A 12,701-nucleotide genomic window follows, 5' to 3' on the forward strand; every position below is an offset into this window, starting at 1 on the left:
GAACAGTCTTGAAGTTATTACTCGTTTCCCAGTATTTCAGTCCTGAAAACTTCATCATCAACGACGTGGTGCGCATGCTAGCTACACAGGGGCATGAGGTTGTCGTTGTGACAGGCAAGCCCAACTATCCGGACGGAAAGATCTTTCCCGGTTATCGGGCCGGTGGGGTTCAGCGTGAGTTATTTTTGGATAAGATCGAAGTGCTCCGTGTGCCGCTCTGGCCGCGAAGCAATGGTGGTGCTCGCAATTTGATCTTGAATTACCTTTCATTCGTGTTCTCCGGCCTTATTTTCTTTCCATGGTTGTTAAGAACTCGGAAGTTCGACTCCATCCTCGTATTTGCTCCATCCCCGATCACCCAGGTTATTCCAGCCATTCTGCTCAAGTGGTTGAAGAAGGCTCACCTAGCTGTATGGGTTCAAGATCTTTGGCCGGAGAGTCTTGCAGCCACAGGGTTTATCAGGCACCCGAACCTTCTCAAGGCGGTTGGTTATCTTGTCAGGGGTATATATGCTGGCTGCGACACGTTGTTGGTTCAATCCAGGGCGTTCGTCGAGCCCGTGGCTCGCTATGCGCGGCGGGAAAAGATCATGTATTACCCCAACTCTATAGATGTTCAGGCTCCGGCCAAAGCCGTGGAGAGAATTTCTCCCGAATTCGCTGGGGAGCTTGAGCAACATTTCAGTGTTGTTTTTGCGGGTAATCTGGGGACGGCCCAAGCGGTTGAGACGCTGCTCGAAGCAGCTATCGAGTTGAAACACGATGCAGATATCCGCTTGGTGCTCGTCGGCAGTGGCAGTCGGCTCGCCTGGCTACAGGCGATGAAGCAGGCACACCAACTGGATAATCTGCTGCTGCCTGGGCGCTTTCCAGTGGAGGCTATGCCGCAGATATTCGAGCGTGCGGATGCTTTGCTGGTGTCACTCCGGGACGAGGCGATCTTCGCTCAGACGATACCGAGTAAAATCCAGGCATATCTTGCCGCTGGGTGCCCGGTTATTGCCTCGTTGCGGGGCGAGGGCGCGCGAGTCCTGATGGAGGCGGGGGCGGGGAGAGTTTGTGAACCTGGTGATCCCACTGCGCTGGCAGCGTTGATCCATACCATGAAGGGTCTACCTGCCGCTGAGCTGCAAGCCATGGGACAGGCGGGTAAAGCATATTTCCATGAACATTTCGAGATGAGCAGCCAGGTAACGCGCTTGGTGGAAATTCTCGATACTCAGCGCAAGGAGCGACAGTCGTGCGCGTATTGATATTGGGTGTAACTGGCATGCTTGGCAGTGCCGTACTCAGGGCCTTGAGCCCGGATTCTGATTTTGAGGTCTGGGGTACGCTGCGTAGTGCCAGCGCACTGCGGCATTTTCCTGAGCAGGATAGGGCGCGCTTGCTGTGCGGGGTGGATGCACTCGACCAGGATGCTTTGGTTGGCGTGTTTGAGCGTATCCGTCCAGATGTCGTCATCAACTGCGTCGGTTTGATCAAGCAGTTGGCTGACGCCAAAGATCCGCTTTCGGCTTTGCCGATTAACGCCATGCTGCCGCATCGATTGGCGAAGCTCTGTGGGTTGGCCGGAGCACGGTTGATTCATGTGAGCACCGATTGCGTGTTCTCTGGCCGTAAAGGCGGTTATGTTGAAGCCGACCTCTCTGACGCTGAAGATCTCTATGGCAAGTCCAAGTTTATCGGTGAGCTACATGAGGTAGAGCATGCGATTACTCTGCGCACGTCGATCATCGGTCACGAACTCGGCAGCAACTATGCCTTGGTTGACTGGTTTCTCTCGCAGACAGGCCCGGTCAAAGGCTATGCCAAAGCCACATTCTCTGGGCTGCCTACAGTCGAGCTAGCGCGGGTGATGAAGGATTATGTTATCCCGGCTCCCGGGTTACACGGCCTTTACCATGTGTCTGTTGACCCGATCGACAAATTATCGCTGCTCCAGTTGGTGGCGGAAGTCTATGGAAAAAAGATCGAAATCATTCCAGACGAACACGTCTGCATCGATCGCTCATTAGATTCGTCACGCTTCCGCCAAGCAACTGGTTATATGCCGCCGACTTGGTTTGAATTGGTAAAGATGATGTACAACAAGCGTTGATGTTTATTTTTTATAGTTTGGTGACTATTTATGTTCGATGACAAAATTTTGATGATCACCGGTGGTACTGGTTCCTTCGGTAATACGGTGCTGAAGCGTTTCCTCGATACTGATGTCAAGGAAATCCGGGTATTCAGCCGGGATGAGAAGAAGCAGGAGGATATGCGAATTGCCTTGGCCAATGACAAGGTCAAGTTCTATATCGGTGACGTGCGTGATTACGACAGCGTTTCTCAGGCGATGGTTGGTGTTGACTATATCTTCCATGCCGCAGCATTGAAGCAGGTACCTTCCTGCGAGTTCTACCCGATGGAGGCGGTGAAAACCAATGTCATTGGTACGGACAATGTGCTGAGTGCGGCGATTGCCACTGGCGTCAAGCGTGTGGTGGTGCTAAGCACTGACAAAGCTGTGTACCCGATCAATGCCATGGGTATTTCCAAGGCCATGGCGGAGAAGCTCACGGTCGCCAAGTCGCGGATGATTCCAGAGTCCGGTCCGGTTATTTGCGCAACTCGTTACGGTAACGTGATGGCTTCGCGTGGCTCGGTGATCCCGCTGTTCATCAGCCAGCTCAAGAGTGGCGAGCCGCTGACGGTCACTGACCCGAATATGACTCGTTTTTTGATGTCTCTGGAGGATTCTGTGGATCTGGTCCTGCATGCCTTCGAACATGCTGAACAGGGCGACATCTTTGTGCAAAAGGCTCCCGCCTCGACGGTGGCAGATCTCGCTCAGGCACTCAAAGAGCTGTTTTCTTGTGATAACCCAGTCAAGGTTATCGGTACTCGGCATGGCGAGAAGCTGTATGAGTCGCTGATTTCCCGCGAGGAAATGGCCAAGGCTGAGGACATGGACCGTTATTACCGCATTCCGGCGGATAACCGCGACCTCAACTACAAGAAATTTTTCGTCGAGGGTGAACAGCATATTTCCGAACTGGATGACTATACCTCGCACAATACCGAGCGCCTGAGTATTCAAGGCATCAAGGATGTATTGCTCAAACTGGATTACATTCAGGAGCAGCTCGATGCTTAAGGTAATGACGCTGGTCGGCACCCGTCCGGAATTGATCAAGATGAGCCGCGTGATCGCGGAGTTGGATAAGCAGGTTCAGCATGTGCTGGTGCACTCGGGGCAGAACTACGACTTCGAACTGAATCAGGTATTTTTCGATGATCTGGAAATTCGCAAGCCGGATCATTTTCTGGGGGCTGCCGGCGATACCGCGGCGAAGACCATTGCCGAGGTGATTGCCAAGGCCGACGAAGTATTCGAGCTGGAAAAGCCCGATGCACTTTTGTTGTATGGCGATACCAATACCTGCTTGGCGGTGATTGCAGCTAAGCGCCGGAAGATTCCGGTTTTCCACATGGAAGCAGGAAATCGTTGCTTCGATCAGCGCGTGCCAGAGGAGTTGAACCGCAAGGTGCTCGACCATTTGAGCGATATTAATATGGTGCTGACCGAGCACGCCCGACGTTACCTGATAGCTGAGGGCATTCGCCCGGAAACCATCATCAAGACCGGTTCGCACATGGAGGAAGTACTGGATTACTACATGCCGCGTATCCAGGCCTCCGATGTGTTGCAGCGAGAGGGTTTGGACGAAGATAAGTTCTTTATTGTCAGTACCCACCGTGAAGAGAACGTCGATACGCCGGAAAACCTGCGTGATCTGCTGGAAACTCTGCGGGCACTCGCCGATACCTACCAGTACCCAATCATCGTTTCCACGCACCCCCGCACTCGGAAGCGCCTGGAGGCACTGGGCGAATCACTGGATCATCCGCTGATTCGCTTCGTCAAGCCATTTGGCCTGCTGGATTACATCAAACTGCAGATGTCCAGCTTCTGCGTGCTTTCCGATAGCGGGACTATTACCGAAGAGGCTTCGCTGCTGAACCTACCGGCGATCACGATTCGTAATGCGCACGAGCGGCCAGAAGGGATGGATGAAGGCACGCTGATCATGAGCGGCCTGAAAAAGGAACGTGTGTTGGACGCTGTGCGTGTGGTGACTACTCAACATGATCGTGCTCAACGTGTTATTCCTGTTGTGCGCGACTATCAGGCGGGGCCGGTATCGAAGCAGGTCGTCAGGGTGGTGCTCAGCTACACCGACTACATCAATCGCACGGTCTGGTCGAAAGGCTGAGTATTTCAGAGGTAAGAATGCGTGTTTTATTGACTGGAGCTACTGGCTTTGTCGGCCGGGGACTGCTGGATAGGATGTCGACTCTGGTTAACCTGGAGCTGGTCGCTGCACTGCGTAGGCCGGTATCAGGGTTCCCCGAGTATGTTACGCGCCTGCAGGTTTCAGGGCTTGAGCCCGATACCGACTGGCAAGAAGCGCTAAAGGGGATTGATGCTGTCATCCACAGTGCGGCTCGCGTTCATGTCATGCACGATCAGGTATCCGAACCGCTCGCCGCGTTCCGCAAGATAAACCTCGACGGCACATTGAATCTCGCCCGCCAAGCCGCGACAGCGGGTGTACGCCGCTTCGTCTTTATCAGCTCTATCAAGGTCAATGGCGAGGGCACGTCGGGTGGCGTGCCTTATCTTGCCGATGCCCAGCCAGCGCCAGCGGACCCGTACGGAATTTCCAAGATGGAAGCCGAACAAGGGTTACGCGCGCTCGCGACCGAAACCGGGATGGAAGTGGTGATTATCCGCCCAACACTGGTCTATGGGCCGGGTGTGAAAGCCAACTTCCTCAATATGATGCGTTGGCTGGACAAGGGCGTGCCCTTGCCGTTTGGGGCCATCAACAACCGACGCAGCCTAGTGGCCTTGGACAATCTGGTCGATCTGATCGTGACCTGTATTGATCATCCCGCCGCGGCTAATCAGACCTTTTTGGTCAGCGATGGTGAGGACCTTTCGACTACCGAACTGTTGCGCCGTATGGGCGCTGCCTTAGGCAAGCCGGCGCGCTTGTTGCCGGTGCCGAGTTGGCTGCTGGTGACTGGGGCGGCGGTACTGGGTAAGCAGGCACTCTCCCAGAGGCTGTGTGGCTCGCTGCAGGTTGATATCGGCAAGACTCAAAAATTATTGAACTGGACACCGCCGGTCAGCGTCGATGAGGCGCTACGCAAGACGGCCAAGCACTTTCTGGAACAGCAGAGCAAATGACTATCTGGTGGTTGTTGCCGGTGGTGGCCGGTTTTTCGCTTTTGATGACCGGCGCGTTGCGTCGTTACGCCTTGGCCCGCAGCTTGATGGATATCCCCAACGCTCGGAGTTCGCACTCGGTGCCGACGCCACGCGGTGGCGGGGTGGCCATCGTGCTGGCCTTCCTGGCGGCTTTGCCGGTTTTGACCTTTGCCAATATGTTGCCTTGGGCCGTGATGTGGGGCTTATTGGGAGCTGGGACTGGGGTGGCCGTGATCGGCTTTTTGGATGACCACGGCCATATTCCCGCGCGTTGGCGGTTATTGGGGCATTTTGCAGCGGCCTTTTGGGCATTGTTCTGGTTGGGCGGGTTGCCGCCGCTGAGCCTGTTCGGCATGAGCCTCGACCTGGGGTGGCTTGGGCATGTGCTGGCTGCGGTCTACTTGGTGTGGTTGTTGAACCTCTACAACTTCATGGATGGCATCGACGGAATTGCAAGTGTCGAGGCCATTTGTGTGTGCCTGGGTGGCGGTCTGTTGTATTGGTTGACCGGGCAGGTGGAGTTGGCGACGGCGCCACTTTTGTTGGCGTTGGCGGTTGCTGGCTTTCTGTATTGGAACTTCCCGCCGGCAAGGATCTTCATGGGCGATGCGGGCAGCGGCTTCCTGGGGGTCACGCTGGGGTTGTTGTCCTTGCAGGCGGCTTGGGTGGCGCCCGAGCTGTTGTGGAGTTGGTTGATCCTGCTCGGAGTCTTTGTACTGGATGCAACCTGGACCTTGATGCGCCGCTTGCTGCGCGGGGACAAGGTGTATGAGGCGCATCGTAGCCATGCCTATCAGCACGCTTCGCGCCAGTTCGGTAAACACTTACCGGTGACCTTGGCGGTCGCGGGGATCAATCTTTGTTGGTTGTTGCCGATTGCCCTCTGGGTTGGACTAGGTGGGGTGGATGGTTTGCTGGGTTTGCTTGTCGCCTATCTGCCGCTGGTATCGTTGGTGGTGAAGTTCAAAGCAGGGGAACAAGCGTAGTCACATCTCTTGTTCCTTTGCGGTTGCGCTTTAGTGACCGGAATTAAGCAGGTGTAATTATGGGCGACAGTTTTGTAAGTCTAGGCGCATAGTCTGCGAGATAGAACGCACGCTGGCGGATACGTGTTTCACTGAGTCTTTGTCACGCTATGTATAGAACATGGCGCCAAGGCAAAGCGTACCTGATAGTTTTACCCTAGGCTTGCGCAGATATTGAGTGAAGTGGATGAGTCGCACTGTGGCTTATTCGTCCACTGAATGCTTTAAGACTTGAGGACCTGCTGTGTTGAGAGTTGCTGATAGGTTACGTGAGCGGTTGCTAGGGCTCCCGCGTCGCTATAAGCGTTTATTACAGGTGGTCACGGATGTAGTGCTGCTATGGGGCGCTTTGTGGTTGGCATTCGTCGTGCGCTTGGGCACTGATGATTTGATTGACCCGCTGGGTGGCCACCTCTGGTTGTTTATTGTCGCCCCGATGATTGCCATCCCACTGTTCATTAAATTCGGCATGTACCGGGCGGTGATGCGCTATTTTGGCAACGACGCGCTACTGGCCATAGCCAAAGCGGTAACTCTCTCGGCTTTATGCCTCGCGTTGGTGGTGTATTGGTATCGCGGTGCTCCGGCAGTGGTACCGCGCTCGCTGGTATTCAATTATTGGTGGTTGAGCCTGGTGATGGTCGGAGGGTTGCGCCTGACGATGCGCCAATACTTTATGGGCGACTGGTTTTCTGCCAATCAACCGATGCCTTTTATGAACCGCGATAATTGTTTACCCAAGATTGCGATCTATGGCGCAGGCGCGGCCGGCAACCAACTGGTGGCGGCCTTGCGCATGGGGCGGGCAATGCGTCCGGTGGCGTTTATCGATGATGACAGCGGTATCGCCAGTCGAGTAATTGCCGGCTTGCGGGTATACAAGCCCAAGCATATTCAGCAGATGATCGATGAGACGGGCGCGCAGGAGATTCTCTTGGCGCTGCCTTCGGCTACGCGTGGGCGCCGCCGGGAGGTGCTGCAACTCCTCGAAGAGTACCCCTTGCACGTACGTAGCGTTCCAGGTTTCATGGATCTGGCCAGTGGCCGGGTTAAGGTCGATGACATTCAGGAAGTCGACATCGCCGATCTTCTGGGACGTGATGCTGTACCGCCGCAACAGGAGTTGTTCGAGCGCTGCATTCGCGAGCAAGTGGTGATGGTGACGGGGGCTGGTGGCTCGATTGGTTCCGAGCTGTGTCGTCAGATAATCGGTCGTGGTCCGACTACGTTGCTGCTATTCGAGCACAGCGAATTTAATCTCTACAGTATCCACAGCGAGTTGGAGCAGCGCATTAAGCGCGAGTCACTGCCGATACGCTTGGTGCCGATCCTAGGTTCGATCCGTAATGCAGAACGTTTGTTGGATGTGATGCGCACCTGGGAGGTGAACACCGTTTACCACGCCGCCGCCTACAAGCATGTGCCCATGGTGGAGCACAACATTGCCGAAGGCGTATTGAACAATGTAATGGGCTCGCTATTCACCGCTCAGGCGGCGGTGAAGTCTGGCGTCGAAAACTTTGTACTGATTTCCACCGACAAGGCGGTACGGCCTACCAATGTGATGGGCAGTACCAAGCGCCTGGCGGAGATGGTTTTGCAAGCATTGAGCCGGGAGTCGGCTCCCATATTGTTCGGCGATGTGGAGGGTGTACACCAGGTCAACAAGACCCGCTTCACCATGGTTCGCTTTGGTAATGTATTGGGTTCATCAGGCTCGGTAATTCCGCGCTTTTACGATCAGATTCGCCGTGGTGGTCCGGTGACAGTGACTCACCCGAACATCACCCGCTTCTTTATGACTATTCCCGAGGCTGCGCAACTGGTGATTCAGGCCGGTGCGATGGGCCAAGGCGGTGATGTGTTTGTGCTGGACATGGGCCAGCCGGTGAAGATTATTGATCTGGCGGAGAAGATGATTCACCTCAGCGGGCTTAGCGTGCGCTCGAGCAAGAATCCCCATGGTGATATTGCCATCGAGTTCTCCGGCTTGCGCCCGGGCGAGAAGCTCTATGAAGAGTTGTTGATCGGCGATAACGTCAGCCCGACTGATCACCCGATGATCATGCGCGCCAATGAGGAGCACCTGTCATGGGAGGCCTTCAAGGTAACTATGCAGGAGCTGCTGGGAGCGGTGGATCGGGATGATTACAACCAGGTGCGCCAGTTGCTGCGCAAGACGGTGAACGGCTATACCCCGGAGGGTGAGATCGTCGATTGGATTCACCAGAAGCAACGAATCGAGTCTTAGCTGCTTCTCTGGATTGTTAGCTGTTAGCTGTTAGCTGTTGGCGATGGTGAAGGCAGTTAGATATGTGGTGAGCACCGTGCCCACTAACATACAGCGCGTATCCACCTGCATGTTGCAATCAACATGTAGGTGCAGAGACTGCTGACGCTTTTTGTGGGAGCCAGCTTGCTGGCGATACGGGCGCTGTGACCAGCGCTTCGCGAGCAAGCTCCGTTCCACAAGAACCGGATTCGTTATCTCGTTCAACGCTCTGTTGAGCGTTCTCGACGTGGGTATCACTATGCTCTTGCGTCTAGCTGCGGATGCCGTGTTGCTAACCCATCTGTTGTTTATTGCCTTCGTGTTGTTCGGCGGATTACTGGTGTTGCGCTGGCGTTGGTTGGTCTGCTTTCACCTCCCGGCGGCTGCGTGGGGCGTGGCGGCGGAGTTATGGCACTTGCAGTGTCCGCTGACTCCTTTGGAGAACAGCCTGCGTCAGGCTGCTGGGCAAGCGGGTTATAGCGGGAGCTTTGTCGAGCATTACCTGGTTCCGTTAATCTATCCCGCCGGGCTGACCCCGCAGATCCAGCAGTGGCTTGGGGGCTTTGTGCTCGCGCTGAATCTGCTGATTTATGCCTTGTTGCTGTTGCGTTTGAAGCGCAGACGCTGACTCAGAAATCCCCATCAGTTTCGTAGGCGGGGTTAGACGCGTGCGCGGTGCTCCGGCCACGCCGCCGATTCTGGCGCGGCGTAACCCGGCAGTGCGCTGTGCGCGTCGATGCCATGCCGGGTTACGCGGCGCTCGAAGCATTCTGTCGCCGACACGCCGCGGGTATGCGCCGCTGACCCAGCCTACGGGCCGCTGCACTTGCCTGCCGACCCCTTAGCTTGTTCCAGGCCAATCCGCGAAGAACCTTTATTCAGAGGCAACGTACTAGCATCCGCTGTTTGCCTAGGTCATTCAGGCTCTTGATGGTGGGTGGGGAGGATTATTTCCTTCGCTACACTGCTGTCTATCTTCCACAGCACTACAAGGCGACCTCTGTATGCAAAATCGCATGATGATTACCGGCGCAGGTTCGGGTTTGGGTCGTGAAATCGCCCTGCGTTGGGCGCGCGAAGGTTGGCGCTTGGCGCTCTCCGATGTCAACGAGCCGGGTTTGGCCGAAACCCTGCAACTGGTGCGCGCTGCTGGTGGCGATGGTTTTACCCAGCGCTGCGATGTGCGTGATTACAGTCAGCTGACGGCTCTGGCGCAGGCGTGCGAACAGAAGTTCGGCGGTATCGATGTCATCGTCAACAACGCCGGCGTGGCTTCGGGTGGCTTCTTCAGTGAACTGTCCCTTGAGGACTGGGATTGGCAGATCGCGATCAACCTGATGGGCGTGGTCAAGGGCTGTAAGGCATTTCTGCCGTTGCTCGAACGCAGCAAGGGCAAGATCGTCAATATCGCTTCGATGGCAGCCTTGATGCAGGGCCCGGCAATGAGCAACTACAACGTCGCCAAGGCCGGTGTGGTGGCGTTGTCGGAGAGTCTGTTGATTGAGTTGAAGCAGCAGGAAGTGGGCGTGCATGTGGTTTGCCCGTCGTTTTTTCAGACTAACCTGCTCGACTCCTTCCGTGGCCCGACTCCGGAGATGAAGGCCCAGGTCGGCAAGTTGTTGGAGAGCTCGCCAATCAACGCCGTCGATATCGCCGACTACATCTATGAGGAAATGGCCAAGGGCGTGTTCATGATTCTGCCTCATGAGCAGGGCCGTATGGCCTGGGCGTTGAAGCAGAGAAATCCACAGCTGCTGTATGACGAAATGACCGGCATGGCCGACAAGATGCGGGCCAAGGCCAAGCAAGGCTGAGTCGCTTGGTTTTTGAGCTGACGGATTGGTCAATTTAATGCGCTGTCTGACTTGTCCTTGAACGTGCCTCGGGGTAGGGTCGCGAGTCCGCCCTGAGGGGTCGCCAACATGTTGGGCTTTCTGTGAAAACCGTACCCCGGGTCATGCTGTTGCTGGCCCTGGTGCTGGCAGCGATTAATTTGCGCCCTGGCATCACCTCCCTGGCACCGCTGATCGAGCGGATCGCCGCGGAGCTTAGTTTGAGTCGAAGCCTGATCAGCCTGACTACGGCACTGCCGGTGCTGTGCATGGGCTTGCTGGCACCTGTTGCGCCGCGCTTGGCGCTACGCTTTGGCCTGGAGCGCACCATTGTTCTGTGCTTGGCGGCAATCACGCTTGCCTTGCTGATGCGTTTGGCTGGCCAGGCCAGCGCCATTCTAATTGCCAGCGCGGTGCTGCTCGGTGCGGCGATCGCCGTGGCCGGACCATTACTGTCGGGCTTCATCAAGCGCTACTTCGTTGACCGGATGGGCCGCGTAGTGGCTTGGTACTCCTTGGGCATGGCGATTGGTGGTGCGGGTGGGGTGGTGCTCACCGCGCCGGCCACTCAGCTGTTCGGTGGCAATTGGACCTATGGGCTCGCGGTGTGGGCCTTGCCCGCGTTGTTGGGGGGGCTGCTGTGGCTATGCCTGCCTAATCAGCTGGAATCTGACGATGCTGCGGATGCCAGCGTCGGCTTGCCGTGGCAACAACCGCGGGCCTGGTTGATCAGTGGCTTCTTTGCGCTTCAGGCTGGGCTGTTCTACGCGCTGGCGACTTGGGCCGTGGCGCGCTATCACGAAGCCGGCCTGACCTTGTTGCACGGCAACTCATTGTTCAGTCTGTCGATGTTAATGGGCTTGCCCAGTTCCTTCCTGTTGCCCTGGCTAGCCCAGCGATTCGGCAATCGCTACCAGCTGCTATTGGCCTGTGGAGTGCTGTCCACTGTCAGTCTGGCGATGATCACCTTTGCCCCGACCTTCTTGCCTGAACTGTGGGCGGTGACCAGCGGTTTTGGCCTGGGCGGCTCTTTTGCCTTGTCGCTGGTGCTGCCGCTGTACGAGGCCGGCTCGCCACTGGCGGTTAGTCGCTGGACCGCGATGATGCTCTGCACCGGTTACAGCATGGCCAGTTTGACCCCGATTCTCACCGGTCTGGCGCGTGACCTGGCGGGCGACTATCAGTCCCCCTTTATCGTGTTGACCGGTCTGGCGTTATTGATGACCTGGGTGGCCTGGTTGCTGCGCAAAGGGCCACGTTCAGTTTGATGCTGACGGTTGACTGTCGATTCCGTCCGGGCTGCCTCTGCAACAGTCCTGAGAGTACTCGTGTGGACGCGCGCTGAACCGCGATAGCTTTGCACGTGACAACAGGGCTTCGCGGTCGAGACCGCTCCCACGGGATTTCGGGTTGCTCAGAGCGTTGCAGAGAGTATTTGAGCATGCAGCGGCTCCTGGCTCGACCGCTGTCCTGATCGTGTGGTGTCCGGCTTAGTGCGTGGATTGCTCTTAAAGTAGGCAAAGTTTCGCCGCAGTTCCTTCCTTGATTCCTGGCCCTGTGATAGAAGGCAGCCTTGATTTTCTGGAGTGCCGGTGTGGAGTCTGAATCCATCGTCTATGGTTGCATCCGCGATTGGCCGTCGGAGAACCCGGCGCAGAGCCGTTTGCGTCGAGAGATTAACCACCAGGTGCTGGACGCCTTGCCGGATGGCGATGTCTGGCCATTTCTTGGGCGTGAAATGTTCGCATTTTGCCAGCAGCCAGGCGATGGCCTGTACCAGACTCAGGTGATCCACTTCGGCGCCAGCTACCGTGCGGTCGAGTACGAGTGGAGCCTGTGGATCGAGCACTTCGAGGCGCTGCTCAAGCGCCTGTACTGGGGCAGCGCAGTGGTGCACCTGGATACCGAGTTGAGCGGCACTCACACCTTTCGTTGGGAGTCGGACAACGGCTTTCACAGCCCGCAGGAAGGCGCGCTACGCGTGCGCTGCGCCTGGGAGCGGGAGGGCGGGTTGCGTGGTTAAGCGATGGCTTGGACTGGCTCTGGAGCGCACGGGCAGGTCGGCTGGAGTGCTGGCATGTGGGCACTTACAAGGCAACCCGCTTTACTCGTAGCCCGGATGTAATCCGGGTTCTGCATCTTCCCGGATTACATCCGGGCTACGGGTGGGGCCGAACATTACGTGTGGAGGTGTGGCGGGTTGTACGGCGCTATGTTGTAGGTCAATTGCCATCGTGGCTAAGGCCGTTCCCATCTACCCACTGCATTGCCACGAGGCTTGCCGTTGATGCGATGTGAGGGCGCGTCGCGCT

Annotated in this window: 11 protein-coding genes; all 11 read left to right on the forward strand. The window is 56.5% G+C overall.

The annotated features are described in order from the left end of the window. The first annotated feature begins 8 nt into the window (after window positions 1-8). The 11 genes from FBY03_RS11825 to FBY03_RS11875 all read left to right on the forward strand — a co-directional run bounded on the left by FBY03_RS11825 (window position 9) and on the right by FBY03_RS11875 (window position 12,412). On the forward strand, window positions 9-1,253 hold the full coding sequence (locus FBY03_RS11825; RefSeq protein WP_147172535.1) for a glycosyltransferase family 4 protein: 1,245 nt from the start codon (window positions 9-11) through the stop codon (window positions 1,251-1,253). After that, a complete protein-coding gene (locus FBY03_RS11830) occupies window positions 1,241-2,098 on the forward strand; it encodes an SDR family oxidoreductase (protein ID WP_147172536.1) in 858 nt (285 codons plus the stop codon). The genes FBY03_RS11825 and FBY03_RS11830 overlap by 13 nt, the downstream gene beginning before the upstream one ends. A 30-nt stretch (window positions 2,099-2,128) precedes the next feature. After that, the gene (locus FBY03_RS11835) at window positions 2,129-3,139 is read left to right on the forward strand and encodes a polysaccharide biosynthesis protein (RefSeq protein WP_147172537.1); all 1,011 of its coding nucleotides are present in this window, start codon (window positions 2,129-2,131) and stop codon (window positions 3,137-3,139) included. Next, window positions 3,132-4,259: a non-hydrolyzing UDP-N-acetylglucosamine 2-epimerase gene (gene wecB / locus FBY03_RS11840; RefSeq protein ID WP_147172538.1), complete on the forward strand. Its 1,128-nt coding sequence runs from the start codon at window positions 3,132-3,134 to the stop codon at window positions 4,257-4,259. Before FBY03_RS11835 ends, wecB begins: the two co-directional genes overlap by 8 nt. A 17-nt stretch (window positions 4,260-4,276) precedes the next feature. Continuing rightward, window positions 4,277-5,239, forward strand: coding sequence for an SDR family oxidoreductase (locus FBY03_RS11845; protein ID WP_147172539.1), 963 nt, complete (start codon window positions 4,277-4,279; stop codon window positions 5,237-5,239). After that, complete coding sequence (locus FBY03_RS11850) at window positions 5,236-6,246, forward strand: glycosyltransferase family 4 protein (RefSeq protein WP_147172540.1); 1,011 nt, start codon at window positions 5,236-5,238, stop codon at window positions 6,244-6,246. The genes FBY03_RS11845 and FBY03_RS11850 overlap by 4 nt, the downstream gene beginning before the upstream one ends. Window positions 6,247-6,532: 286 nt before the next feature. Next, entirely contained in the window at window positions 6,533-8,536 is a 2,004-nt protein-coding gene (locus tag FBY03_RS11855; protein WP_147172541.1) for a nucleoside-diphosphate sugar epimerase/dehydratase, read from the forward strand. A 280-nt stretch (window positions 8,537-8,816) separates the two neighbouring features. Next, window positions 8,817-9,185 (forward strand): DUF2784 domain-containing protein, encoded by a 369-nt coding sequence (locus FBY03_RS11860; protein WP_147172665.1) that lies wholly within the window; start codon window positions 8,817-8,819, stop codon window positions 9,183-9,185. Window positions 9,186-9,561: 376 nt separating this feature from the next. After that, on the forward strand, window positions 9,562-10,371 hold the full coding sequence (locus tag FBY03_RS11865) for an SDR family oxidoreductase (protein ID WP_147172542.1): 810 nt from the start codon (window positions 9,562-9,564) through the stop codon (window positions 10,369-10,371). Window positions 10,372-10,514: 143 nt separating this feature from the next. Continuing rightward, on the forward strand, window positions 10,515-11,657 hold the full coding sequence (locus tag FBY03_RS11870; RefSeq protein ID WP_147172666.1) for a CynX/NimT family MFS transporter: 1,143 nt from the start codon (window positions 10,515-10,517) through the stop codon (window positions 11,655-11,657). A gap of 326 nt (window positions 11,658-11,983) precedes the next feature. Beyond that, window positions 11,984-12,412: a hypothetical protein gene (locus FBY03_RS11875; RefSeq protein WP_147172543.1), complete on the forward strand. Its 429-nt coding sequence runs from the start codon at window positions 11,984-11,986 to the stop codon at window positions 12,410-12,412. Window positions 12,413-12,701 lie beyond the last annotated feature (289 nt).

Origin of the sequence: Pseudomonas sp. SJZ079 (genome assembly GCF_007993865.1) — a bacterium.
Classification (GTDB): domain Bacteria; phylum Pseudomonadota; class Gammaproteobacteria; order Pseudomonadales; family Pseudomonadaceae; genus Aquipseudomonas.